The organism is Pontivivens ytuae (genome assembly GCF_015679265.1).
In the GTDB taxonomy this organism is placed as follows: Bacteria; Pseudomonadota; Alphaproteobacteria; order Rhodobacterales; family Rhodobacteraceae; genus Pontivivens; species Pontivivens ytuae.
Window position 1 is genome coordinate 2,571,268 of sequence record NZ_CP064942.1, and the last position, 24,022, is coordinate 2,595,289.

The window sequence follows — 24,022 nt, forward strand, 5'->3', positions numbered from 1 at the left end:
CGGCGATGACCGACCCGTCCGCCAGCGAATTCGAGCTGGCGGGGCGGGTGATCGAGCCGGAGGCGTTGATCGCGCGGATCGCGGCGAGCGATGCCTCAACGGCGGCCGAGTATCGGGAGACCGCGCTGGCCGAGCTGCGCGCGGTGCAGGAGACCGCCCGCGCGCGCATCGCGGCCGCCCTTGCCGATGCGCCGCTCTGCGGGCCGCAGGCCGCGCGCGCCTATAGCCGCCTGATGGACGGGCTGGTGCGCACGGCGCTCGAGGTCGTCTCCCGCTGGCTGCACCCCAACCCGACTCCGACCGAAAGCCAGCGCATTGCAGTGCTCGCCGTCGGTGGCTTCGGGCGGGCGGAGATGGCGCCGTTCTCCGACGTCGATCTGCTGTTCCTCACGCCTTACAAGCAGACCGCCTGGGGCGAGAGCCTGATCGAGGCGGTGCTCTACCTCCTCTGGGATCTCAAGCTGAAGGTCGGCCAGTCGGTGCGCACGATCGAGCAGTGCCTGCGGCTGGGGCGCGAGGACATGACCATCCGCACCTCGCTGCTGGAGCGGCGGCTGATCTGGGGCGACGAGAGTCTGTCCGCCGAGCTCGACACCCGGATCTGGGACGAGCTATTCCGCGACACGGGCCCCGCCTTCGTGGAGGCGAAGCTCGCCGAGCGCGAGACGCGGCACGAGAAGAACGGCGGGTCGCGCTACCTCGTCGAGCCCAACGTCAAGGAATCGAAGGGCGGGCTGCGCGATCTGCAGGCGCTCTACTGGATCGAAAAGTACCTCTACAACGTCGACAGCATCCGCACGCTGGTGGACAAGGGCGTGTTCTCAGAAGACGAGTACGCGATCTTCTCCGCGGCCGAGAGCTTTCTGTGGTCGGTGCGCTGCCACCTGCACCTCGCCGCCGGGCGCGCGACGGAGCAGCTCGGCTTCGACATGCAGGTCGAGGTGGCCCGCGCGATGGGGTTCGAGGATGCGGACGGCCAGCGCGGGGTGGAGCGGTTCATGCAGGTCTATTTCCTGCACGCCCGTTCGGTCGGGGAGCTCAGCCGGATCTTCCTCGTCGCGCTGGAGGCGACGCATATCAAGCAGCGCCCGTCGCTGAGCCGGGCGATCGGCGGGCTCTTTTCCCGAGATCGGACGCCCGATGGCTTCGCGCTCGCAGACGGGCGGCTGACGGTGGAGGATCCGGATGCGTTTCTCGCCGATCCGGTGAACCTGCTGCGGCTCTTCCAGGTGGGGGTGGAGACCGGGGCGCTGATCCATCCCGACGCGCTGCGGCTCGCCACCGCCAATCTCGACCTCCTGGAGCAGATCCGCGGTGACGAACGCGCCAACCGGATCTTCCTCCATCTGCTGGTGGGCAACCGCAACCCGGAGCGGGGCCTGCGGCGGATGAACGAGACCGGCGTGCTGGGGGCCTTCCTGCCGGAATTCGGGCGCATCGTCGCGATGATGCAGTTCAACATGTACCACCACTACACGGTGGACGAGCACACGATCACCTGCATCTCCGTCATGTCGAAGATCGAGCGCGGGGAGCTGGAGGACGAGCTGCCTTACGCCACCGAGATCATGGCGAAGGACATCAATCGCCGCGCGCTCTACGTCGCCATGCTGCTCCACGACATCGGCAAGGGCCGGTCGGAGGATCACTCGGAACTCGGTGCCGAGATGGCGGCGGAGATCTGCCCGCGGCTCGGGCTGGACGAGGCGGATACGGAGCTCGTGGTCTGGCTGGTGCGCCACCACCTCCTGATGAGCGACACGGCGCAGAAGCGCGACATTTCCGACCCGCGCACGGTCAGCGACTTCGCCAAGACCGTGGCGAGCATGGAGCGGCTCAGGCTTCTGCTAGTCCTCACAGTCTGCGACATTCGCGGGGTGGGGCCGAACACGTGGAACAACTGGAAGGCGACGCTGCTGCGCCAGCTCTATTCCTACACCGCCGACTACCTGACCGACGGCCTCGAAAGCCCGACCCGCGACCAGCGGGAGGAGGACGCGAAGGCGGCCCTTGCCGAGGCGCTGTCCGACATGCCGGCGGAGCAGATGCAGGCCGAGCTCGAGCGTCACTACACGCCCTACTGGCTGGGGCTCTCCACTGCGACGCAGGTGTGTGTGGCCCGGATGATCCCGGCGGTAGACGATGACCGGGTAGAAAGCGATTTCGTGGAGGATCCGGAGCGGGACGCGACCCGCGTGACCTTCGTGAACGCAGACCATCCGGGCGTCTTCGCCCGGCTCGCGGGCGCGCTGGCGCTGGTGGGCGCCAACGTGCTCGACGCGCGGACCTACACCACCTCGGACGGCTACGCGATCTCGGTCTTCTGGATCCAGGACGCGGACGAGACGCCCTACGAGAAGGCGCGACTGAAGCGGCTGCGGGACACGGTGATGCGCACCCTGATGGGCGAGGTCGTGGCGCGCGCCGCCCTCGATCCCAAGGACAAGATCAAGCGGCGGGAAAAGGACTTCATCGTTCCGACCCGCATCCGCTTCGACAACCAGGGCTCGGACCTCTTCACCATCGTGGAGGTCGACACGCGCGACCGGCCGGGACTGTTGCACGACCTCACGCGGGCTCTGGCGGCGTCGAACGTCAACATCTTCTCCGCCATCATTGCGACCTATGGCGAGCAGGCGGTGGACACGTTCTACGTGAAGGACCTGTTCGGGATGAAGCTCACCTCCGAAAGCAAGCGCCGGCAGGTGGAGCGGGCGCTGCGCGATGCGGTCATGCGGCGGCCGGAGGGAACGCGCTGAGCGGGCTCACTTGTCGGAGACGATGCGCCCGTCCTCCAGCGTGATGATCCGGTCGGCGAGCTCCAGGATGCGGTTGTCGTGCGTGACCATGACGGTCGTGGTGCCCCGCTCGCGACCCAGGGCCTTCAGCATCTCCACCACGTTGCGCCCGCTTTCCTTGTCGAGGGCGGCTGTGGGCTCGTCGGCGAAGACGATCTCGGGATTGCCGACGAGGGCGCGGGCCACCGCCACGCGCTGCTTCTGCCCGCCGGAGAGGTTGGCGGGCAGGTAGTCCACCCGGTCGCCGAGGCCCACGAGCTCCAGCACATGGCGCGCCGCCTCGTTCTCCAACGCCTGATCGCGGGCGCGGCCATGGACCTGCAGGCCCATCAGCACGTTCTGCCGCGCGGTCAGGCTGTCATGCAGGTTGTGCGCCTGGAAGATGAAGCCGAGGCGGCGGCGGAGCTGGACCTGCTGCTTCTCGCCTGCGCCGTTAAGCTCGGAGCCCAGGAGACTGACCGAGCCGTCCTGCACGTCGCGCAGGCAGCCCATCAACGTGAGCACCGTCGTCTTGCCGGAGCCCGAGGGTCCCATCAGGATCGTAAGGCTGCCGCGCGCGATGCTGACATTCACGTCGAAGATCGCCTGCTTGCGCGCGTCGCCCGCGCCGAACCAGTGGTTCAGGTTGCGCACGTCGATCGGGGCAGGGGCGTTCGAGATGTTCATATCAGAACAGGTCCGCCGGATCGGCCGAGGCGAGGCGCCGCGTCGCCACCGCACCCGACAGCGCGCAGGCCACGATTGTCCCGATCAGCACCGCGACCGCGGTGGTGATGGTCAGCGACATCGGCAGCGCCGTCATCGCCTCCATCCCCGCATAGAGGAGGAGGGCGATCACCACCCCGGGAATGAAGCCGAGCACGGCGAGGACCAGCGCCTCCTCCAGCACGATGCCTAGGAAGAAGCCCTGCGAGTAGCCCATCGCCTTGAAGGTCGCGTATTCCTTGAGGTGGTCGGCCACATCCGTCGCCAGCACCTGGTAGACGATGACGATCCCCACCATGATGCCGATCACGACGCCGAAGCCGAAGATGATGCCGGTGGGCCGCTCGGTGGTCTGGTAGCTCAGATCCTCCTGCGCTGCCGCGTCGAACGTGCGCACGCGCATCTGGTCGCCGATCCGCTCCTGCAGGCGGGCGGCGACGGCCTCCGCATCCGCGCCGCGGGCGGTGCGCAGCAGGACATGGTTCGGTGCGCCCGTGCTGCGGTTGGGAAAGAGCCGCAGGAAGGTCTGGTCGGAGGCGAACATGTAGCCGTCCGCGGCGAAGCCCACGCCGCCCTCGAACGTGTCGACAACGGTGACCGTCCGGCCCTCCAACTCGAAGATCATCGGGGTCTGGGGGCGGACCGCGGCGGCTTCCTCCGCCGTGAAACCGCGCGTCATCCGGTCGAGGATCGCGTAGTCCGCAAGGCGCAGCGGTGCGATCTGGGCGGCGAGGTCGGGCCGCAGGAAGCCCGACTTCTCCGTATCCACGCCGAAGACCTGCAGCGAGCGGTCGTTGTTGTTGTGGAGCCAGTCGCGGAATCCGATGAAGAGGGTCGTGCCGTCCACCACGTCCGGATCGGCAAGCGCCTCGAACAGGTACTGGCGCGGCACGTTGCTGCCCTCGGTCATCGTGTTGGCATCGTTGGCGGAAATCATGATGTCCGCCTCGAACATCTCGTAGCCTTGGATGATCGTGCTGTTGAGCGCGCCGAGGATCCCGAGCTGCACCAGCACCAGCACATCGGCGAAGGCGACCCCGGCAAGCGCCGCGAAGAGCCGCCCCTTGGAATGGGTGAGCTGCAGCCAGCCGACCGGCAGCCGCCCGATCAGGCGGGTGAGAAGCGCGATCACTGCGCGGTCCTCGTGTCGATCCGGGCGATGACTTCGAGATCCGTGAAGCGCGAGGCGATGATGGAGCTCGCCGTGTCGAGCCGGACGAGCACGTCGATCACGCGCGCATCGGTATTGGCCGCCGTGTCGTCGGAGACGACGTCCTGCCGCCCGACCGTGAGCCCGATCCGCTCCACCGTGCCGTAGAGCGTCTCGCCCAGAGCGTCGGCGACCAGCTCGACCGCCTGGCCTGCATCGACGCCGCGGATCTGCGACTGGAAGACCTCGATCTCGGCCATCATCTGCGCGGTGTTGCCCATTTCCAGGATGCCCTCACTGTCCGGCCGCTCCCCGGGCTGGAGGAAGATGTCGAGGATCGTGCCGTCGATGGGCGCGACAACCACGCCTTGCGACAGGTCCCGGCGCGCGCGGGCGAGGTCGGCCTCGGCTGCATCCACGTTGCGCTGGGCGACCAGCACGTCGGGCTGCTCGTCGATATTGTCGGTCTCGTAGCGCGAGAGGGTGGCGCGGGTGCGGGCAAGCTCCCGATCCGCCTCCCGCGCGGTGGCCTGCGCCTGGTCGAAGGATGCCTGGGTGGACACGCCGCGATCGCGCAGGGAGGTCGTGCGCTGCAGCTCGATCTCCGCCACCTCCGAGGCGGCCTCGGCCCGCTCCACATCGGCGCGCGCCTCCTCGATGGAGGTTGCGACGGACTGGCGGGTCTGGATCAGCGTAGCCTCGCGCACGGCGAGGTCGGCCTCCGCGGAAAGCACGGCGCTTTCCAGCACGTCGAGATTGTCGAGGATCGCGAGCCGGTCGCCGCGCACGACCGTATCGCCCTCGCTCACCAGCAGTTCGGCGAGCCGTGCGTCCCCTGCGCCGAAGGGTGGGGCGACGATGGTCTTGTCGCCCTCCGGCATCAGGCGCGCGAGGCCCACAACATCGGTAGGCTGCAGCGTCTGCGCCATGTCCTCGGGCAGTTCCACATCGGGGGGCAGGGCGATGGGGTGCGAGGTGCCGCCGCCGGGCTGCAGCCCCGTCGCCTCGAAGAAGCGCTGCAGGCTGGGCGGCTGGTAGTAGAGGCCGACGATGCCGCCGATGGACAGCAGGATCATGACGAAGGGCACGAGGAAGACCGCGCGAAAGATCAGACGGCGGCGCCGGCGCGCGGGCCGCGCACCCCCCTCGTCGCGCTCGACTACCTCGAGAGGCAGGCCGGGGCGCGTTGCGTCGGCGGTCTCGGTCATCGGTGCACCTCTTGCTTACTGACCGGTCAGTAAGTTAGGAAGGAGATGTGAGCAAAGCAACCCCAGCCCCCCGCCGATTGCCGAAAGAAGATCGGATGGCCCAGATCCTGTCCGCTGCCCTCAGCGAGTTCGCCGAGATGGGCTACGAAGGCGCGCGGCTCGACGCGATTGCGGAGCGGGCCGGGATCTCGAAACCCACGATCTACCTCTACTTCGACAACAAGGAGGCGCTGTTCACCGAGGTGATCGAGAACACGATCACCCGCACGATCCGCGAAGCCTCCGAAGCGGTGGAGCTTGCCGACGGTACGACGGAGGAGGCGCTGCGGCTGATCCTGGGGCTTGCCTACGACCACTTCATCGACACGGAACTGATGTCGATCATGCGCCTCCTGATCGCGGAGGGCGGGCGTTTTCCGGAGCTTCTGGAGACCTACCACAAGGTCGCCTTCACCCAGGGCCGCGCCTTGATGCAGGGCGTCCTGAGGCGCGGCGTAGCACGAGGTGATCTGCGCCCCAGTCCCGCAATCGAGACGCCGGAGCTGGTGATCGCACCGGCGGTGTTCCTCTCCATCTACCGCATGACCTTCAACCGCTTCGCCCCGATCGACAAGGAAGAGTTCCTGGGCGCGCATCTCGACATCATCCTCAACGGGATCCGCGCGGAAGAACACGCATAGCGTGTATTCAGGGGCTTCCGATCAAGTCTCGCGGCACGTCATTTCACACGCTGAAATCCGCATGACAAATGCGGACAATACACTGAAAAGTCTAGCTTAATTCCGAAAATGCAATCGGTGCTCCATGATACCTTGCGCACACGTTTAACGTGTATGGGAGCATTCGTTATGGAAGTTGTTCTGGAGGGGACCGAGGGTCCTGACCGCCTGTTCGGCGGCAGCGCCCCGGAGCGCATCATCGGGCTTGGCGGAGATGACACGATCTCCGGCGGGCTGGGCGTCGACACGATGAGCGGCGGGGCCGGCGTCGACACGATCGACTTCGACTACACGGGCGCCGATGTCGACATCAATCTGGAGACCGGCCGCGCGCTGTTCTTCAACGGCGTGCTCGAGCGGATCTTCAGCTTCGAGAACGTGGTGGGCTCGACCGGCGACAACCTCATCACCGGCAGCGACGACGACAACGTGCTCTACGGCAACGAGGGCAACGACACCCTGATCGGCGGCCTCGGCATCGACAGCTTCGATGGCGGCGCGGGGATCGACACGGTCGACTTCTCCTATACGTCGGCGGACGTGGATATCAATTTGAATGCGTCGGACGGGGATGGGCCTACGGGCGCGACCTTCGCCAACGGTGTCTTCGAGTCGATCGTGAACGTTGAGAACGTGATCGGGACGAACGGATCCAACGTGATCACAGCCAGCAATGCCGCCGCACGGCTGGAGGGTCTGGGCGGCAACGATGTCCTCAACGGTTCCTTCCGCGCGGATGTTCTGCTCGGCGGCAGCGGCAACGATGTCATCGACGGGTTCGGCGGTGCCGATACGATCGAAGGCGGGTCGGGCAACGATACCATCTCGAGCGGAGAAGAAGCGGATGCCGGCGGTATCATCTTCGGCGGCTCAGGTGACGACGTCATTTTCACGTCTGGCGAACTCACGACCCGCGCGTTCGGCGAGGATGGCGACGACCGCTTCTTTGGCGTCGATGGTCAGACCGAGGGACCGACCGATGACTTCTTCGACGGTGGCGCCGGCAATGACTTCATGAACGGCTCCGCCGGAGATGACACGATGATCGGCGGTGATGGCAACGACGTGATCGCCGACAGCACGGAGTTTGACGATCTGGATTTCGGCACCGGAGACGACGTGATGACCGGAGGGGCCGGGTCTGACACCTTCCGGTTCCGCAATGATGCGGGCCGGGACACGATCACCGACTTCACCCAGGGGGAGGATCTCATTGATCTGACAGCGTTTAACGAAAGCTTCGACGATCTCGATATCCAGATATTCGCCGACCGCACGGAAATCCTGTTGGAAGAGGCCGATCCGGGGGATCCCGGTTCCCTGATCGTACTCGCAGGTTTCACCGATACACTGACCGAGGACGACTTCCTCCTCTGACAGGCTGCGAACAGATGCATTGGCTCCGGTCCTTCGGCCGGGGCCGGTGCGGTATTGGAGAGGTAGGCCATGCAGATCGTTCTGAGAGGAACCGACGGCAACGATGCGCTGAAGGGCGACGAGGAGGGCGAGCGGATCATCGGCCTCGGTGGCGACGACACCATTATCGGTGATCTCGGCATCGACACCATGGATGGCGGCGCGGGGACCGACACGATCAGCTACGACTACACGCCCGCCGATCTCATCATCAACCTCGAGACGGGCCGCGCCCTCTTCGCCAACGGCGTGCTGGAGCGGATCACGAATTTCGAGAACGCCATCGGCTCGCGCGGCGACAACCTGATCCGTGGGACGGAGGGCGACAACGTGCTCTCCGGTCTTGCGGGGAACGACACGCTGATCGGCGATCTGGGCATCGACAGCTTCGACGGCGGCGCCGGGATCGACACGGTCGATTTCTCTTATACCGGCGCGGACGTGGACATCGTGTTGGGGCAGAGTGATCCGTTCGGTGATGGTGGTAGCCAGCTGGGACAGGCGACCTTCGCCAACGGGGTCGTGGAGACCATCGCCAACGTAGAGAACGCCATTGGCACGAGTGGGCGGAATGCAATCATTGCCGGAGAGGCGGCCGCGCGGCTGGAAGGGCTGGGCGGAGACGATTTTCTGGCGGGCTCGGAGCGCGCGGATTTTCTGGATGGCGGCAGCGGCGATGATGTTCTGCGGGGTGGGCGTGGTGACGACACGCTGATTGGCGGCAGTGGCAATGACACAATAGATGGCGGGGAGGGTACGGGGTCGGACACGATCCTCGCGGGCAGCGGCAACGACGAGATCACTCTCGTCGACGAAGCGTTCCGGGCTTTCGTCGATGCCGGCGAGGGCGATGACCGCGTCTTTCTCGACGGCAGACAGCACACCGTTCTGGCCGGTGCGGGTGACGACTATATCGAAGGTGTGGACGATCTGGGCACGCGGCTCGGCGGCAGCAAGCTTGTGGAGGGCGGTGCGGGCAACGACACGATCCTTGCCGGCACCGGCAACGACACGTTGGATGGCGGGGACGGGAACGATGTGCTCTTCGGCTCCGGCGGCGGCCAGATCTTCAGCAACAATTCAGGCAATGATCTGCTGACCGGCGGCGCGGGCGCTGACCAGTTCATCTTCGGCCGTAGTGCGGGCCGCGATACGATCACCGACTTCACTCAAGGCGAAGACCTGATCGACCTGTCGGAACTGGGACGTGAGCTTGACGGCTTCGCTATCACGCAGCGGGACGGCGGTACGGAGATTTTCATCTCGGCCGGTCCCGCCGAATTTGGCGGGCTCGCTGACAACCTGGTCTTTCTCGACAGGTTCACCGGCGCGCTGATGGAGGACGACTTCATTCTGTAGCGGCGACGACATGGCGGGCCGAGAGTGGCCCGCTTCCCCGTGACGGCCCCTTCATTCCCGCGTAAGGAGGGGCGATTACGGGGAGAATGATGCGACCGATCCGACTGCTTTCCGCCTTTCTCACCGTCGGGGGATGGACGCTGGCGAGCCGTGTTCTGGGCTTTGCGCGGGACATTCTGATTGCGGCCTTCCTCGGCGCGGGGCCGGTGGCGGAGGCGTTCCTCGTCGCGTTCTCGCTGCCCAACATGTTCCGCCGGTTCTTTGCCGAGGGGGCGTTCAACACCGCGTTCGTCCCGATGTTCTCCAAGAAGCTGGAGCGGGGAGAGGGGGCGCTGGCCTTTGCGCGTGATGCGTTCTCGGGCCTTGCGGGGCTGCTGATCGTGTTCACGCTGGTCGCACAGCTCGCCATGCCGGGGCTGGTGCTCCTGATGGCGGCGGGATTCGCGGATGATGCGCGCTTCGATCTGGCCGTCGACATGGGGCGGATCGTCTTTCCCTACATCCTGTTCATCTCGCTGGCCGCCCTGCTGTCCGGCGTCCTGAACGCAACAGGGCATTTCGTGGCGGCGGCGGCGGCACCGGTGCTGCTCAACATCATCCTCGTCGCCGCGATGCTCGGCGGGCGGGCTGCGGGGATCGATATCGGGACGGCGCTGACTTGGGGCGTGCCGCTTGCGGGCATCGCGCAGATGGCGCTGGTGTGGGAGGCGGCGCGGCGCGCGGGCTACCTGGTCGTGCCCCACCGGCCGCGCCTCACGCCGGAGCTGAAGCGGCTGGCGGTCGTCGCCTTTCCGGCGGCGCTGGCGGGCGGGGTGATGCAGATCAACCTGCTGGTGGGCCGGCAGGTCGCGAGCTTCTTCGACGGGGCGGTGGCGTGGCTGAACTATGCCGATCGGCTCTACCAGCTGCCGCTGGGTGTGGTCGGGATCGCTATTGGCGTGGTGCTGCTGCCGGACCTGTCCCGCCGCCTGGGCGCCGGGGACGATGCGGGCGGGCGCGACGCGGTCAATCGCGCGGCGGAGTTCGCGCTGGCGCTTGCACTGCCCGCGGCGGTGGCGCTGATGATCGTGCCGGGGCCGCTGGTCAGCGTGCTGTTCGAGCGCGGCGAGTTCTCCGCAAGCGACGCCGTGGCGACGGCGCAGGCGGTGGCTATATATGGCGCGGGGCTGCCGGCCTTCGTCCTGATCAAGGTGCTCTCCCCGGTCTTCTTCGCACGGGAGGATACGCGCACTCCCTTCCGCTTCGCCGTCGTCGCGATGGTGGTGAACGTCGTGGTGGCGGTGGGCGGTGCCTGGGTCGTCGGCTTCACGGCCGCCGCCTGGGGGACGACGCTTGCGGCCTGGGTCAACTTCGCGCTGCTCTGGCGGTCGGCCGCGCAGTTCGGCGATGCGGCGCGGATGGATGCGCGGCTGACGCGGGCGCTGCCGCGGATCCTCGGCGCCACGCTGGTGATGGGGGCGGGCCTCTTCGCCTTCGCCACGCTCGCCGCCGACTGGTTCGAGGTGGGCGGGCTGCGCTACCTCGCGCTGCTGCTGCTCGTCGGCGGCGGGGCAGTGCTTTACGGTCTGGCGGCGATTGCCAGCGGGGGTGTGAGCCTGTCGGGCCTCAGGGGAGCGTTGCGGCGGTGAGCTTGCGTATTTGGGGAAAGATGAAGGCATGAGAGTCCTCGCTATCCTGTGTGTGAAGGATGAGGGCGTGGGCCTGCTCCATTGGCTCGCGCATCACCGGGCGCTGGGCGTGACGGATGTGCTCGCCTTCTCCAACGATTGCTCCGACGGGACCGATGCGATGCTCGATCGGCTCGCAGCGATGGGGGTGGTGGAGCATCTGCGGGGCCGGGACGGAGCGCGCGGGCCGCAATGGCGCGCGCTGCGCGAGGCGGCGGAGCATCCGCTGATGGCCGTCGCCGACTGGGTGATCTGCATCGATGTGGACGAGTACGTCAATCTGCGCGGGCGGGACCTGGCCTGGCTCGCCGGTCAGGCCGAGGCCGATTGCTGGGCGCTGACCTGGCGGATGTTCGGGTCCTCCGGCCTGACGGAGTGGGAGGATCGGCCCGTCACCGACCGCTTCATCCGCTGTGCGCCGAACCCGCTGCACTGGCCCTGGCGCTGCGCGATGATCAAGACGCTGTGGCGGCGCGGAACCTATGCGCGGCCCGGCGTCCATCGGCCGCTGGAGCCGGCGGGCGCGCCGGTCTGGGTGGACAGCAACGGCGCGCGCCTGCCGGAGCGCTTCGTGGAGAAGGGCGTTTTCACGGATTTCACGCGGTCCGCCTACGGGCTGGTGCAGCTTAACCACTATGCGCTCGGCGATGCGGAGAGCTTCGTGGTCAAGGCGGCGCGGGGCAGGCCCAACCGGCAAGGCAATCCGGCGGATGCGGGCTACTGGGTGGAGCGGAACTTCAACCAGGTAGAGGATGCCTCGATCCTCGCCCATGGCACGCCGGAGCTCGAGGACTGGATCGCGGATCCGGAGCTCGCCGCATTGCGGGAGCGCGCGGTGACCTGGCGCAGCACTCGCTTCGCTGAGCTGATGCGCGAGGATGCGTGGCGCGACCTCTATACCCGCGTGGTGATGGCGGGCGAGAGCCGCGCCTTCTCCCCGGCCGAGGCGCAGGCGATCATGGCGCACGCGCGGGGCTGAGCGGGCGGCTCTCGCGCCAGGCGAGGATGCAGGCCGCCGCGATGATGACCGCCGATCCGGCCAGCGACAGCGTGTCGGGGATCACGCCGAACAGCGCGAGGTCCCAGAGGGCGGCGAAGATCAGGGTGGCGTAGAAGAACGGCATCGCGAAGCTCGCCTCCGCCGCGCGCATCGCCTGGAGGAAGCAGACCTGTGCGGCGACCACGCTCAGGCCGGTCGCAGCCATCAGCAGCCATTGCGTGAGGCTTGGCCAGATCCAGACGGTCGCGGCGGTGGAGAGGGCGAGCGTGCAGCCGATGATATTGTTGACGATCAGGATCTGGAAAGGCGCTTCGCGGCGGGTCAGGCGCTTGATCGCGATGACCTCCCCACCCATGAAGAGGGCCGCGGCAAGAGCGATGAGGGCGGCCGGCTGCACCGCGCCCATGCCGGGCCGGATCAGGAGAAGCGCGCCGATCAGGGCGGCGACCGCGGCGCCCCAGCGCCAGACCCCCGGCCGCTCGCCGAGCAGCGGGATCGCCAGCAGCATCGCGATCACCGGGTTGAGGAAGGTGATCGCCGTCGCATCCGCCATCGGCATCCGGGCGATCGCGAAGAAGAGGCAGGTCACGCCGGACCAGCCGAGCAGCACCCTCAGCGCGTGCAGCGGCAGGTTCGGCCGCGCGATCCGCGGCCGCAGGATTGCCGCCGCGATCCCCAGCGCGATCAGCGCGAACAGGAAGCGCCCGCCGCTGACCTGGAAGGCGTGCATGCCCGAGGTCCCCAGCAGCTTCGCCACCAGCGACGCGGTACCCATGCACGCGGCGGCGATCAGCATCATCAGGGCGGCGTAGGGACGGTTCGGCATCGGGGGCTCCTTCTCGCGCCGCACCCTGAGGGGTGCGGGCGGAGGGATCAATCGGGGATGGCCCGAACTGTCTTCTCGAAGGTGATCGAGGTCGGCCGGTCGTAGCCCGCATGGGCGGTGCGCGCGACCTCGCGAAAGCCGCAGCGGAGAAAGAGGGCGTGGTTCTCCACCAACTCCACCCGGCTTTGCAGCCGCAGGACCGGGCGGTCCGCCTGCCCCTCGGCCTCGGCCAGAAGGGCTCGCGCGATCCCCTGACGCTGACGTGCCGGCGCCACGGCGAGCTTGCTCGCATAGGCGTGATCCGACTGGTGCGCGAGGAAGATGCAGCCGACGATGCCGTCTGCATCACGCGCGAGGATCAGCCGCTCGGCCCGTCGCTTCGCCGCCAGTCCCTCCGGATCGAGTCGGTGCAGGGAAGACGGCGGATCGATCCGCCCCTGCATGCTCGCGAAGGCCTCGCGCAGCAGGGCGAGCACCGCCGCATCCTCCGCGAAATCCGGTCCCGCAGTGAAGAGCCTGACCTCTTTCATCTTTCCCGAAATACGCCCGCCGGAGGCGCACATGGCAATCGGCGCGCCCTTGCGTATTTGGAGAAAGATGAAGGCCGCGGTCGAGCCTTTTCGTTGACTTGGCGGCAGGTGCCCCGGATAAGCGGGGTTTCGGCGCCCGATCCGGCTGCGCGGGCGCCGAAATCCCATTCATCGCAGCCTTTCAGGAGTGACCACAGTGATCACGCCCGTCCTGCCGACCTATGCGCGGGCACCGCTCTCTTTCGAGAAGGGCGAGGGCCCCTGGCTGATGACCGAAGACGGTACGCGCTACCTCGACATGGGGGCCGGCATCGCCGTCTCCCTGCTGGGCCACGCGCATCCCCGTCTTGTCGCCGCGCTGGAGGAGCAGGGCCGACGACTGTGGCACACGTCCAATCTCTACGAGATCCCGAACCAGAAGCGGCTGGCGGAGATGCTGGTGGAGAACACCTTCGCCGACTCCGTCTTCTTCACCAACTCGGGCACCGAGGCGACCGAGGCCGCGGTGAAGATGGCGCGCAAGTACCATGCGGTGAAAGGGACCGGGCGCGACGAGATCATCACGTTCTCCGGCTCCTTCCACGGGCGGACGCTCGGCATGATCTCGGCCGCGGGGTCGGAGAAGCTGACGAATGGCTTCGGCCCGCTGCTGCCGGGCTTCGTCCATCTGCCCTTCGGCGATCACGATGCGCTGAATGCCGCGATCAGCGAGCGGACGGCGGCGATCCTGATCGAGCCGGTGCAGGGCGAGGGCGGCATCGTGCCTGTGCCTGATCCTTGCCTGAAGGGCCTGCGCGATCTCTGCGACGAGCACGGCATCCTCTTGATCTATGACGAGATCCAGTGCGGCATGGGCCGGACCGGCAAGCTCTTCGCCCATGAGTGGTCCGGGGCCGCGCCCGACATCATGGCGGTGGCCAAGGGCATCGGCGGGGGCTTCCCGCTGGGCGCGTGTCTTGCGACCGAAGAGGCGGCGTCCGGCATGACGGCGGGTACCCACGGGACGACCTATGGCGGCAACCCGCTCGCCTGTGCCGTCGGCTGTGCGGTGATGGAGGTGGTGACCGAGGACGGGTTCCTCGACCGCGTCTCCGCCATCTCGGGCCGTCTGCGGCAGGGGCTGGAGGGCCTGGTTGCCTCGCATCCGGACGTGTTCGAGTTGGTGCGGGGCTCCGGCCTGATGCTGGGCCTGAAGTGCCGGGTGCCGAACATGGACGTGGTGAATGCGGGCTACGATGCAGGCGTGCTGGTCATCCCCGGCGGGGACAACGTGATCCGCATCCTGCCGCCGCTCAACCTGACCGATGCCGAGGTGGACGAGGCGCTGCGACGTCTCGATGCCGCCGCGGGCGCCGTCGCCAAGGGCGCGGCCGCCTGATCCTGCCGGGCGGAGCCAGCGCGCTCCGCCCCCACGACATCTCCCGGAAAGGGATCTCCGACATGAAACACTTCCTGGACCTGAACAAGGTCGATGCCCCCGTTCTTCGTGATCTCATCGACGATGCGCGCGCGGTAAAGGACGCGCGCGCCGGGCAGCCGAAGGGCGCACCGGATGCGGAACAGCCGCTGAAGGACCGGATGGTCGCGCTGATCTTCGAGAAGCCGTCGACGCGCACGCGCACGTCCTTCGACCTCGGCGTACGCCAGATGGGCGGGCAGACCATGGTGCTGACCGGGGCCGAGATGCAGCTCGGCCATGGGGAGAGCATCGCGGACACCGCGCGGGTGCTGAGCCGCTATGTCGACCTCATCATGATCCGCACCTTCGCGGAGGAGACGCTGCTGGAGCTGGCCGAGCACGCGAGCGTTCCGGTGATCAACGGGCTGACCGACCGCACGCATCCCTGCCAGATCATGGCCGACGTCCTGACCTTTGAGGAGCACAAGGGCCCGATCGCGGGCAAGCGCGTGGTCTGGACCGGGGACGGCAACAATGTCTGCGCGTCGTTCCTGCATGCGGCCGGGCAGTTCGGCTTCGACCTCACTTTCAGCGGGCCGGAGGTGCTGGACCCGGAGGCGGAGGCGATGGATTTCGCCAGCTCTAAAGGAGCCGACGTGCGGATCGAGCGCGATCCGGTGAAGGCCGTGGAGGGTGCCGATCTCGTGGTCGCGGACACGTGGCTCTCCATGCACGACGACGCCAGCGCGCGGGACCGGCGGCACAACCTCCTCAAGCCCTATCAGGTCAACGAGGCGCTGATGGCGGCGGCGGGGGAGCAGGCGCTCTTCATGCACTGCCTGCCGGCGCATCGCGGTGAGGAAGTCACGGATGCGGTCATGGACGGGCCACAGTCGGTCATCTTCGACGAGGCGGAGAACCGTGTGCACGCCCAGAAGGCGATCCTGAAATGGTGCCTGTCCTGAGGGCGCGGCCGTGCGCCTTCGGCGAGGATACTTGAAGAAGAGAGAGCGGGGCCTCAGCGCGTGAGGCCCGGCACCTCCCGCGCACGGGCGGCGATGTGTGTGACGAAGGCGCGGATGACCGCCGGTTGCACGACCGCCGGGCGCCAGAGGGCCATCAGCGGCGGCACCGGCAGCGTGTGATCGGGCAGCACCTGCACGACCTCGCCGGCCTCCAGCGCGCTGTGGAACGACCAGAGTGGGCCAGCAGTCAGGCCGAACCCAGCCTTCACCGCCTCCACGATCGAGGCGATGGCGTTGATCGAGACGCCGGGACCGCGTGGGAGGCGATGGAGCTTGCCGTCCGGGTCGGTGATCTCCAGCGGCCGCAAGCGATGCTCGGGGTGGAAGAAGACCTGTGTCTTGTGGGCGAGGTCGGCGACGGTTTCGATCGGGTTCTTTTCGAGCCAGGAGGGGGCGGCGAAGAGGGCGCGCGGCACGTCCGCGAGCTTGCGCGCCATCAGCGCGCTGTCGGGCGGACGGGCGACGCGGACGGCGACGTCAATGTCGTCGCGCACGAGGTCGACGGAGCGGCTGTCGAGCAGCAGTTCCGGCGTGACCTCCGGATGCTCCCGCGCGAAGTCGAGCAGCCACGGCGCGACATGGGCCTGCCCGAAATCAATGCTGGCGGCCACGCGCAGGCGGCCGCTGGGGCGCAGCGTCTCGCCGGAGATCTCGCTCTCCACCGCCTCGATCTGACCCATCAGCCCGCGCATCGCCGCGTGATAGCGCTGGCCCGCCTCCGTCGGCCGGGTGCGTGCGCCGGAACGGTCGAGGAGCTTTGCGCCCAGCCGCGTCTCCAGCGCGGTCATGCGGCGGGAGATGGAGGAGGGTTCGACCCCGGCCTCGAGCGCCGCCGCCCGGAGGGAGCCCAGCTCGACCACGCGGGCGAAGAGGGCGCTGTCTTCGAGACGGCCGGACATGTTGCTCCCTGCGCATCATAGGCTTGCTGTGCGGCAGAATATGCGGCGCCCAGTGCATTGTCCATCTTCTGCCTCAACGGCGCGGCAGTCGCGCCGAGATGAGGAGAAAGACGATGAGCAAGCTTGAGAATAAGATCGCGCTGGTGACCGGCGGCAATCGCAATATCGGCCGGGAAACCGCACTGGCGCTGGCCGCCGACGGGGCCGACGTGATCATCACCTACCGTTCCCGGGCCGAGGACGCGGCGCAGACCGTCGCGGATATCGAGGCGCTGGGCCGGAAGGCCGCCGCCGTGCAACTCGACCTGTCGGGCACGGGCGAGATCGCGGATTTTGTCGAGACGGTGAAGGGGCAGCTTGGCCACTGGGGTCGGCAGGACTTCGACATCCTCGTCAACAATGCCGGGATCCTCGGCGACCAGATGTTCGGGCAGGTGGAGGAAGCTGCGCTCGACCGCGTCTACTCCACCAACTACAAGGGCGTCTTCATGCTGACCCAGGCGCTCGACCCGCTGCTGGCCGAAGGCGGCCGGGTGGTGCTGATTTCGTCGGGAACGGCGCAGGTCGCCTTCGCCCCGCTGGTCAGCTACGGCCCGCTGAAGGCGGCGATCGAGAGCCTGACGCCGTATCTCGCGAAGCATTTCGGCGGGCGTGGGATCACGGTGAACGCGGTGGCGCCCGGCGGTCTCGATGACGAGTTCAATGCGGAGCTCTTCGACCGGATGCCGCAGGCGCGCGACTACCTGCGCGGCAACACGGCGCTGGGCCGGATCGGGATGCCGGAGGACGTGGCGGGCGTCATCGCCTTCCTCGCCTCGCCCGCGGCGGGCTTCGTCAGCGGTGCGGTGATCCCGGTCGATGGCGGCTACCACCTCTGAGGGCAAGCAGACTTTCGCAAAATGGGAAAGGGGCGCCCGCTTGGGCGCCTCTTTTGGGTCAATGAAAGCGCTTTGAAGCTCTGCCGGCCGGAATCGTGACGGCCCGCGGTCCGCCGGTCGATCTCGGCGCTGAAATACCTCAATTTTTAAGGATTTGGAATGCGTTGGCGGTGCACGCGAAACATCGCATGCGTCTCCCTCAACGCGCCCGAACGCAAGTTTCGTCGCGTCAATCGCGGGGTGCGAAAGCCGGTGATCATCTTGCAACGGATTTATGAATAGGTCAGCCTTGCAGACAGGCTAATCAACCACAGGGAGATAAAACATGCCTCGTTCGATTCTGCGGACGGCAGCCCTCACGTCGGTGCTCGCGCTGACGGTCGGTGCGGCGGCCTCGGCCCAGACCTATTTCCGCGGCTCCGATGGCGATCCCGAGACGCTCGATCAGCACAAGACCTCCACCGTCGTCGAGGCGAACCTGCTGCGCGACATGTTCGAAGGGCTGGTCATCTACGACAGCGAGGCGAACGTGATCCCCGGCGTGGCGACGGAGTGGGCGACCTCCGACGACGGCACCGTGTGGACCTTCACCCTGCGTGAGGAGGCCCGCTGGTCGAACGGCGACCCGGTCGTGGCGGGTGATTTCGTCTACTCGCTGCAGCGGATCATGGATCCGGCGACGGGCGCGAAATACGCCAACATTCTCTACCCGATCCAGAATGCTGCCGCGATCAACTCCGGCGAGATGGAGAAGGAGGAGCTCGGTGTCCGTGCGATCGACGACCAGACGCTGGAGATCACGCTGGAAGGCCCGACGCCGTTCTTCCTGGAGCTGCTGACGCACCAGACCGGTCTGCCGGTGCATCCGGCCTCGGTCGAGGAGCATGGCAACGACTTCGTTCTGCCCGAGAACCATGTCTCCAACGGCGCTTACACGCTGGAGAGCTTCACGCTCAACGACCGGATCGTGCTGACGAAGAACGAGGAGTTCCACGCCGCCGACAGCGTCGAGATCGAGCGGGTCGAGTTCCTGCCCTTCGAGGATCGCGCCACCTGCGTGCGCGGCTGGGAAGCGGGCGAGGTCCATTCCTGCTCCGACCTGCCGGCGGAGGATATCCCGCGGCTCGAGGCAGAGTATGGCGATGCGGTGCGGATCGCGCCGTATCTGGGCGTCTACTACTACGGCATCAACTCCGCGCGTGAGCCGTTCGACGATCCGCGCATCCGTCAGGCCCTCTCCATGGTGATCGACCGCGACTTCCTCGCGGAAGAGATCTTCTCCGGCACGATGGTGCCCGCCTATAGCTGGGTGCCGCCGGGGATCGGCAACTACCTGGGCGACGACGCGCCGTCCTACGAATGGTCCGACATGTCGATGCTCGACCGCGAGGATGCGGCCATCGCGCTGATGGAGGAGGCGGGCTACGGCCCCGACAACCCCATCGAGATCGAGATCAGCTACAACACGTCCGAGAACCACCGGAACGCGGCCACCGCGATCGCCGACATGTGGTCGATCCTCGGCGTGGAGACGACCTACAACGTCCGCGACGCCTCGGCCCACTACGCCATGCTGCGCGACGAGAAGGTGCACGACGTGGCCCGCGCGGGCTGGATCGGCGACTATTCCGATCCGCAGAACTTCCTATTCCTGAACCGCGCGGACAATCCGGGCTTCAACTACGGCAACTACGACAATCCGGAATATGACGGTCTCCTCGACCAGGCAGGCGAGACGACCGATCTGCAGGAGCGCGCGCAAATCCTGGGGCAGGCCGAGGAGATCTTCCTCGCCGACAACCCGCAGATCCCGCTGCTCTATTATTCCTCGCGGTCGCTGGTGAGCGACGCGCTGGTGGGCTGGGAGGACAATATCCAGAACGTCCACCCGACCCGCTTCATGTCCATCTCCGAGTGAGTTGACACCGGTGCCGCCCGCACGGGTCGGGCGGCACCCCTGCCGAAAGTTCGATCATGCTGGCTTACGCGATCAGGCGCCTTCTGGGGGCCATACCGCTTCTGTTTTTCATCATCACCGCCGCGTTCTTCATGATGCGCGTGGCCCCGGGCGGCCCCTTCGATCAGGAGCGCACGCTGGAGCCCTCGGTGATGGCCAATCTCAACGCGACCTTCGGGCTCGACCTGCCGCTATGGCAGCAATATGCGCGCTATCTCGGCAATCTGCTGCAGGGCGATATGGGGCCGTCCTTCGTCTATCGCGACTTCGATGTGCAGGAGATCCTGGGCGCCGGGCTGCCGGTCTCGATCCAGCTTGGCGGGATGGCCTTGCTGCTCGCGCTGCTCATCGGGGCGACGCTGGGATCCATCGCGGCGCTGCGGCAGAACTCATGGGTAGACTATGCGGTGATCGCGACGGCGACCTTCGGGATCACCATTCCGAACTTCGTGGTGGCGCCGGTGCTGAGCCTGATCTTCGCCGTCTGGCTCGGCTGGCTGCCCGCCATCGGCTGGGGCTCCTGGCAGCAGATGGTGCTGCCGGTGATCGCGCTGGCGCTGCCGCAGGTAGCCGTGGTTGCCCGCCTGATCCGCGGCGCGATGATCGAGGCGCTGAGGTCTGATCATGTGCGCACGGCGCGGGCCTACGGCCTGCCGACACGGATGATCGTGATCAAGCACGCGCTGAGAGCGGCGAGCCTGCCAGCAGTGAGCTATATGGGCCCGGCGGCGGCAGCACTTCTCACCGGCTCCATCGTGATCGAGCAGATTTTCGGCATTCCCGGCATCGGCCGGTACTTCGTGCAGGGCGCGCTGAACCGCGACTACACGCTGGTGATGGGGACGGTGATCATCGTCGCGGTCTTCGTCGTGATCTTCAACCTGATCGTGGACCTGCTCTACGCCCTGCTGGACCCGAGGGTGCGCTATGACTGACGTGACCGAGATCGCTGCGGGCCAGCCGGAGATCCGCTCCCGCTCCCTGTGGCAGACAGCCCTCCTGCGCCTGCGCCGGAACCGGGCCGCCATGGCCTCCATCTTCGTGCTGGTCTTCGCGGCCCTCGCCGGGATCATCGGCCCGGCGATCGCGCCGCATCACTACGCGGAGGTCTACCCCGCCTATGTCCGCGCGCCCGCCTCGCTGGAGGCCTATCCACGCGCCGAGGAAATCATCCCAGAGGCCGAAAGCGCCCTGCGCCGCGCCCGCCTGCAGCTCGACGACATCACGCTGGAGGGCGAGGTGCTGACCGTCACCGGCACCTCCCTGCGTGAGGTGGACGAGCGGGTAACGCGCTATCTCGACCGCTCGGACCTCTTCACCAACGCCCGCGTGGTGGAGATCGACGAGGCGGAGAACCGCATCGTCATGGCCGCCGACGTGAACCGGCTCTATTTCTATTTCGGTACGGATGCGAACGGGCGGGATCTGCTGAGCCGCATCCTGATCAGCTTGCGCATCTCCCTGATGATCGGCCTGCTCGCCTCCGGCGTCGCACTGGTGATCGGCGTGCTCTACGGCGCAACGGCGGGCTTCATCGGAGGGCGGGTGGACAACGTGATGATGCGCATCGTCGATGTGCTCTACTCGCTGCCCTTCATCTTCTTCGTCATCCTGCTGGTCGTGTTCTTCGGACGAAACGTGGTGCTGATGTTCATCGCGGTGGGCTGTGTCGAATGGCTCGACATGGCACGGATCGTGCGGGGGCAAACGCTGTCCTTGCGCCGTCGGGAGTTCGTGCAGGCGGCCGAGTCGCTCGGCGTGAGCAACGGCGCGATCCTGCGGCGGCACATCATCCCCAACACGCTCGGAACCGTGATCATCTACATGACCCTGCTGATCCCGAAGGTGATCCTGCTCGAAAGCTTCCTCTCCTTCCTCGGCCTCGGCGTGCAGGAGCCGCTGACCTCGCTCGGCGTGCTGATCTCCGAAGGCGCGAAGAACATGCAGAACGCGCCGCACATGCTGATCTGGCCGGCGCTTACGCTGACCGTGCTGCTCTTCGCGCTCAACTTCCTGGGCGACGGGCTGCGCGACGCGCTCGATCCGAAGGACCGGTGATGGCGCGACAGTTTGGTTCCGAAATGACGATTGAAGGACCCGGGCGCCCCGATAGCTCCCTCAACGAAGGCGGATGGTCCGCCGGAGCGCAAGGAGCACATCATGGCAAAGGTCGCGATCGTCTATCACTCGGGTTACGGGCATACGGAGAAGCAGGCGGAGGCCGTTGCCGAGGGCGCGCGCGATGCGGGCGCCGAGGTCGAGGTGCTGAAGGCCGACGACCTCACCTCGCCCGACAGCGGACCGTGGGAGGCGCTGGACAGCGCGGACGCAATCATCTTCGGCTCGCCGACCTATATGGGCTCGGTCTCCGGCACGTTCGAGCAGTTCGCGGATGCGTCCTCCAAGAAGTGGCAGAGTGCCGCGTGGAAGGACAAGCTGGCCGCGGGCTTCACCAACTCCGGCTCCTTCAGCGGCGACAAGGTGCTGACCCTGCTGCGCATGGTCGTGCTCGCCGCGCAGCAGCAGATGATCTGGATCTCGCTGGGTCAGCCGGGGGCGGAGCAGATCCATCCCGGCGACGATCCGGAGAACCTCAACCGCATGGGCTACTACCTCGGCGCAGCCGCGCAGTCCGACGTGGACAAGGGGCCGGACGTGGTGCCGCGGGCGAGCGATCTCGCCTCCGCCCGGGCGCTGGGCCGGCGCGTGGTGGAGATTGCCGGGAAGTTCAACCGCTGAGAACGGGCGCAACCGTCCCGGCCGCCGGGCCGGGACCGCTCCCTTCGGCGATAGGAAAGGGGGCCTCGGACTTTATCCGGGGCGATTGCGCATGAGCGAAACGCGCGTTCTAGACATCGACGACATCCGCGTCACTTTCGACACGCCCGATGGGCCGGTCGAGGCGGTGCGGGGTGTCTCGATGCACGTCAAACCGGGTGAGACCGTCGCCGTGGTGGGCGAATCCGGCTCGGGCAAGAGCCAGATCATGATGGCCGCCATGGGCCTGTTGGCGGGCAACGGCACCGCTGCGGGCGCCGTGCGATACCGTGGGCAAGATCTGCTCAGCCTCAGCCCGCGCAAGCTGAACGCCCTGCGCGGCAAGAAGATCACCATGATCTTCCAGGAGCCGATGACCTCCCTCGATCCGCTCTACCGCATCGGGGTCCAGCTCTCCGAACCTCTGCGGGTCCATGGCGGGCTGAGTGCCAAGGCGGCGATGGCCCGTGCGCTGGAGCTGCTAAAACTCGTGCAGATCCCGAAGCCGGAAGAGAAGATCCGCGCCTACCCGCATGAGCTCTCCGGCGGGCAGCGGCAGCGCGTGATGATCGCCATGGCGCTCGCCAACGATCCGGATCTCCTGATCGCGGACGAGCCGACCACGGCGCTCGACGTGACGATCCAGGCGGAGATCCTGCAACTGCTCGCCGACCTGCAGGAGCGGATCGGCATGTCGATCCTCTTCATCACCCACGACCTGACCATCGTCGAAGCCTTCGCCGACCGCGTCTACGTGATGCGCAAGGGGCTGTTGGAGGAGGAGGGGCCAACCGACCAGATCTTCGGCAATCCCCGGACCGACTACACCAAGATGCTGCTCGCCGCCGAGCCCGAGGGCACGAAGGCGCCGGTTCCGGCGAACGCACCGGTGCTGCTGAAGGGCGAGAATGTCGAGGTCACCTTCGGTGCGCCCGCGAGCCTCTTCGGCAAGGACACGACGTTCCGCGCCGTCGATGGCATCGATATCGCGCTCCAGAAGGGCCAGACCATCGGAGTCGTCGGTGAGTCCGGGTCCGGCAAATCGACGCTGGGCCGCGCCCTCCTCCAGCTTCTGCCGTCGGACGGCACCGTGGTCTATCAAGGCGACCGGATCGACGGGCTCGACCGGGGGCAGATGCGCCGCTATCGCAGCCACCTCCAGATGGTGTTCCAGGACCCCTACGGCTCGCTGAGCCCCCGCATGACGGTCGGCGAGATCATCGCGGAGGGCTTGAGCGTCCACGCCCCCGACCTGCCGCGCAAGGAGCGGGAGAAGCAGGTCGCGCAGGTGCTCACCGATGTCGGGCTCGAGCCCTCGTTCCGCAACCGTTTCCCGCACGAGTTCTCCGGCGGGCAGCGCCAGCGGATCGCGATCGCGCGCGCGGTGATCCTGCGGCCCGACGTCATCGTGCTCGACGAGCCGACCTCCGCCCTCGACCGCTCCGTCCAGAAGCAGGTGATCGAGCTTCTGCGCCGCCTGCAGGTGGAAAACGAGCTCAGCTACATCTTCATCTCCCACGACCTCGCCGTGGTGCGCGCGCTCAGCGACTACGTGATGGTCATGAAGAACGGCGTGGTGGTGGAGCAGGGTCCGACCGCGGAAATATTCGACAGCCCGCGTACAGAATACACCCGAAAGTTGATGGAAGCGGCCTTCAATCTTCGTGAGGTTTTAAAGGGGCAAATCCAGGTGAAAGAGGCAACGGCCGCGACTTGACTTGAAGCGGGC

General features: G+C 67.0%; 20 protein-coding genes. 14 read left to right on the forward strand and 6 right to left on the reverse strand.

Annotated elements, in window-relative coordinates:
* The first annotated feature begins 5 nt into the window (after positions 1–5).
* The gene (locus tag I0K15_RS12615) at positions 6–2,759 is read left to right on the forward strand and encodes a [protein-PII] uridylyltransferase (RefSeq protein WP_196101864.1); all 2,754 of its coding nucleotides are present in this window, start codon (positions 6–8) and stop codon (positions 2,757–2,759) included.
* A gap of 6 nt (positions 2,760–2,765) precedes the next feature.
* Here the strand turns inward: I0K15_RS12615 and I0K15_RS12620 are convergent, their stop codons facing one another.
* The 3 genes from I0K15_RS12620 to I0K15_RS12630 are packed head-to-tail and all read right to left on the reverse strand — an operon-like array spanning position 2,766 to position 5,861.
* Positions 2,766–3,464, reverse strand: coding sequence for an ATP-binding cassette domain-containing protein (locus I0K15_RS12620; protein ID WP_196101865.1), 699 nt, complete (start codon positions 3,462–3,464; stop codon positions 2,766–2,768).
* Position 3,465: 1 nt separating this feature from the next.
* A complete protein-coding gene (devC, locus tag I0K15_RS12625) occupies positions 3,466–4,635 on the reverse strand; it encodes an ABC transporter permease DevC (RefSeq protein WP_196101866.1) in 1,170 nt (389 codons plus the stop codon).
* Positions 4,632–5,861: an HlyD family efflux transporter periplasmic adaptor subunit gene (locus I0K15_RS12630; protein ID WP_196101867.1), complete on the reverse strand. Its 1,230-nt coding sequence runs from the start codon at positions 5,859–5,861 to the stop codon at positions 4,632–4,634. Before I0K15_RS12630 ends, devC begins: the two co-directional genes overlap by 4 nt.
* Before the next feature lie 95 nt (positions 5,862–5,956).
* Here I0K15_RS12630 and I0K15_RS12635 point away from each other — a divergent pair, with 95 nt between their 5' ends.
* The 5 genes from I0K15_RS12635 to I0K15_RS12655 all read left to right on the forward strand — a co-directional run bounded on the left by I0K15_RS12635 (position 5,957) and on the right by I0K15_RS12655 (position 12,001).
* Positions 5,957–6,541 carry a TetR/AcrR family transcriptional regulator gene (locus I0K15_RS12635; RefSeq protein ID WP_196101868.1) on the forward strand — a complete coding sequence of 195 codons (585 nt, stop codon included), beginning with the start codon at positions 5,957–5,959 and terminating at the stop codon, positions 6,539–6,541.
* 108 nt (positions 6,542–6,649) lie between these two features.
* Complete coding sequence (locus I0K15_RS12640) at positions 6,650–7,957, forward strand: calcium-binding protein (RefSeq protein ID WP_230374110.1); 1,308 nt, start codon at positions 6,650–6,652, stop codon at positions 7,955–7,957.
* Between the two features lie 69 nt (positions 7,958–8,026).
* Positions 8,027–9,355, forward strand: a complete 1,329-nt coding sequence (locus tag I0K15_RS21180) for a calcium-binding protein (RefSeq protein WP_196101870.1) — start codon at positions 8,027–8,029, stop codon at positions 9,353–9,355.
* 89 nt (positions 9,356–9,444) lie between these two features.
* Positions 9,445–10,983 (forward strand): murein biosynthesis integral membrane protein MurJ, encoded by a 1,539-nt coding sequence (murJ, locus tag I0K15_RS12650; protein WP_196105465.1) that lies wholly within the window; start codon positions 9,445–9,447, stop codon positions 10,981–10,983.
* A 28-nt stretch (positions 10,984–11,011) separates the two neighbouring features.
* The gene (locus I0K15_RS12655) at positions 11,012–12,001 is read left to right on the forward strand and encodes a glycosyltransferase family 2 protein (protein ID WP_196101871.1); all 990 of its coding nucleotides are present in this window, start codon (positions 11,012–11,014) and stop codon (positions 11,999–12,001) included.
* On the opposite strand, the gene I0K15_RS12660 is transcribed toward I0K15_RS12655, so the two are convergent.
* Positions 11,979–12,848, reverse strand: coding sequence for a DMT family transporter (locus tag I0K15_RS12660; RefSeq protein WP_196101872.1), 870 nt, complete (start codon positions 12,846–12,848; stop codon positions 11,979–11,981). The two genes, I0K15_RS12655 and I0K15_RS12660, sit on opposite strands and share 23 nt — an antisense overlap.
* Before the next feature lie 47 nt (positions 12,849–12,895).
* On the reverse strand, positions 12,896–13,378 hold the full coding sequence (locus I0K15_RS12665) for a GNAT family N-acetyltransferase (RefSeq protein ID WP_196101873.1): 483 nt from the start codon (positions 13,376–13,378) through the stop codon (positions 12,896–12,898).
* Between the two features lie 196 nt (positions 13,379–13,574).
* Between I0K15_RS12665 and I0K15_RS12670 the strand changes: the two genes are divergently transcribed.
* Both I0K15_RS12670 and argF read left to right on the forward strand, forming a co-directional pair.
* Positions 13,575–14,756 (forward strand): aspartate aminotransferase family protein, encoded by a 1,182-nt coding sequence (locus tag I0K15_RS12670; RefSeq protein WP_196101874.1) that lies wholly within the window; start codon positions 13,575–13,577, stop codon positions 14,754–14,756.
* Positions 14,757–14,818: 62 nt separating this feature from the next.
* A complete protein-coding gene (argF, locus tag I0K15_RS12675) occupies positions 14,819–15,742 on the forward strand; it encodes an ornithine carbamoyltransferase (protein ID WP_196101875.1) in 924 nt (307 codons plus the stop codon).
* Between the two features lie 53 nt (positions 15,743–15,795).
* Here argF and I0K15_RS12680 read toward each other — a convergent pair whose 3' ends face one another.
* Entirely contained in the window at positions 15,796–16,701 is a 906-nt protein-coding gene (locus I0K15_RS12680) for a LysR family transcriptional regulator (protein WP_196101876.1), read from the reverse strand.
* A gap of 113 nt (positions 16,702–16,814) precedes the next feature.
* On the opposite strand from I0K15_RS12680, the gene I0K15_RS12685 reads away from it, so the two are divergent.
* The 6 genes from I0K15_RS12685 (at position 16,815) to I0K15_RS12710 (ending at position 24,010) form a co-directional block, all read left to right on the forward strand.
* On the forward strand, positions 16,815–17,579 hold the full coding sequence (locus tag I0K15_RS12685) for an SDR family NAD(P)-dependent oxidoreductase (protein ID WP_230374111.1): 765 nt from the start codon (positions 16,815–16,817) through the stop codon (positions 17,577–17,579).
* A 325-nt stretch (positions 17,580–17,904) separates the two neighbouring features.
* Entirely contained in the window at positions 17,905–19,497 is a 1,593-nt protein-coding gene (locus I0K15_RS12690; RefSeq protein ID WP_196101878.1) for a peptide ABC transporter substrate-binding protein, read from the forward strand.
* Between the two features lie 56 nt (positions 19,498–19,553).
* Positions 19,554–20,471: an oligopeptide ABC transporter permease OppB gene (gene oppB, locus I0K15_RS12695; RefSeq protein WP_196101879.1), complete on the forward strand. Its 918-nt coding sequence runs from the start codon at positions 19,554–19,556 to the stop codon at positions 20,469–20,471.
* Positions 20,464–21,594, forward strand: coding sequence for an ABC transporter permease (locus I0K15_RS12700; protein ID WP_196101880.1), 1,131 nt, complete (start codon positions 20,464–20,466; stop codon positions 21,592–21,594). Before oppB ends, I0K15_RS12700 begins: the two co-directional genes overlap by 8 nt.
* 102 nt (positions 21,595–21,696) lie before the next feature.
* Positions 21,697–22,275, forward strand: coding sequence for a flavodoxin family protein (locus tag I0K15_RS12705; protein ID WP_196101881.1), 579 nt, complete (start codon positions 21,697–21,699; stop codon positions 22,273–22,275).
* 91 nt (positions 22,276–22,366) lie between these two features.
* Complete coding sequence (locus I0K15_RS12710) at positions 22,367–24,010, forward strand: ABC transporter ATP-binding protein (protein WP_196101882.1); 1,644 nt, start codon at positions 22,367–22,369, stop codon at positions 24,008–24,010.
* Positions 24,011–24,022 lie beyond the last annotated feature (12 nt).

Bases quoted from the DNA above. Each gene is read 5' to 3' on its own strand.
- I0K15_RS12615 (WP_196101864.1), top strand. From the start codon at position 6: ATGACCGACCCGTCCGCCAGCGAATTCGAGCTGGCGGGGCGGGTGATC.
- I0K15_RS12620 (WP_196101865.1), bottom strand. From the start codon at position 3,464: ATGAACATCTCGAACGCCCCTGCCCCGATCGACGTGCGCAACCTGAAC.
- I0K15_RS12630 (WP_196101867.1), bottom strand. From the start codon at position 5,861: ATGACCGAGACCGCCGACGCAACGCGCCCCGGCCTGCCTCTCGAGGTA.
- I0K15_RS12635 (WP_196101868.1), top strand. From the start codon at position 5,957: ATGGCCCAGATCCTGTCCGCTGCCCTCAGCGAGTTCGCCGAGATGGGC.
- I0K15_RS12640 (WP_230374110.1), top strand. From the start codon at position 6,650: ATGCAATCGGTGCTCCATGATACCTTGCGCACACGTTTAACGTGTATG.
- I0K15_RS21180 (WP_196101870.1), top strand. From the start codon at position 8,027: ATGCAGATCGTTCTGAGAGGAACCGACGGCAACGATGCGCTGAAGGGC.
- murJ (WP_196105465.1), top strand. From the start codon at position 9,445: ATGCGACCGATCCGACTGCTTTCCGCCTTTCTCACCGTCGGGGGATGG.
- I0K15_RS12655 (WP_196101871.1), top strand. From the start codon at position 11,012: ATGAGAGTCCTCGCTATCCTGTGTGTGAAGGATGAGGGCGTGGGCCTG.
- I0K15_RS12660 (WP_196101872.1), bottom strand. From the start codon at position 12,848: ATGCCGAACCGTCCCTACGCCGCCCTGATGATGCTGATCGCCGCCGCG.
- I0K15_RS12665 (WP_196101873.1), bottom strand. From the start codon at position 13,378: ATGAAAGAGGTCAGGCTCTTCACTGCGGGACCGGATTTCGCGGAGGAT.
- argF (WP_196101875.1), top strand. From the start codon at position 14,819: ATGAAACACTTCCTGGACCTGAACAAGGTCGATGCCCCCGTTCTTCGT.
- I0K15_RS12680 (WP_196101876.1), bottom strand. From the start codon at position 16,701: ATGTCCGGCCGTCTCGAAGACAGCGCCCTCTTCGCCCGCGTGGTCGAG.
- I0K15_RS12685 (WP_230374111.1), top strand. From the start codon at position 16,815: ATGAGCAAGCTTGAGAATAAGATCGCGCTGGTGACCGGCGGCAATCGC.
- I0K15_RS12690 (WP_196101878.1), top strand. From the start codon at position 17,905: ATGCCTCGTTCGATTCTGCGGACGGCAGCCCTCACGTCGGTGCTCGCG.
- oppB (WP_196101879.1), top strand. From the start codon at position 19,554: ATGCTGGCTTACGCGATCAGGCGCCTTCTGGGGGCCATACCGCTTCTG.
- I0K15_RS12700 (WP_196101880.1), top strand. From the start codon at position 20,464: ATGACTGACGTGACCGAGATCGCTGCGGGCCAGCCGGAGATCCGCTCC.
- I0K15_RS12705 (WP_196101881.1), top strand. From the start codon at position 21,697: ATGGCAAAGGTCGCGATCGTCTATCACTCGGGTTACGGGCATACGGAG.
- I0K15_RS12710 (WP_196101882.1), top strand. From the start codon at position 22,367: ATGAGCGAAACGCGCGTTCTAGACATCGACGACATCCGCGTCACTTTC.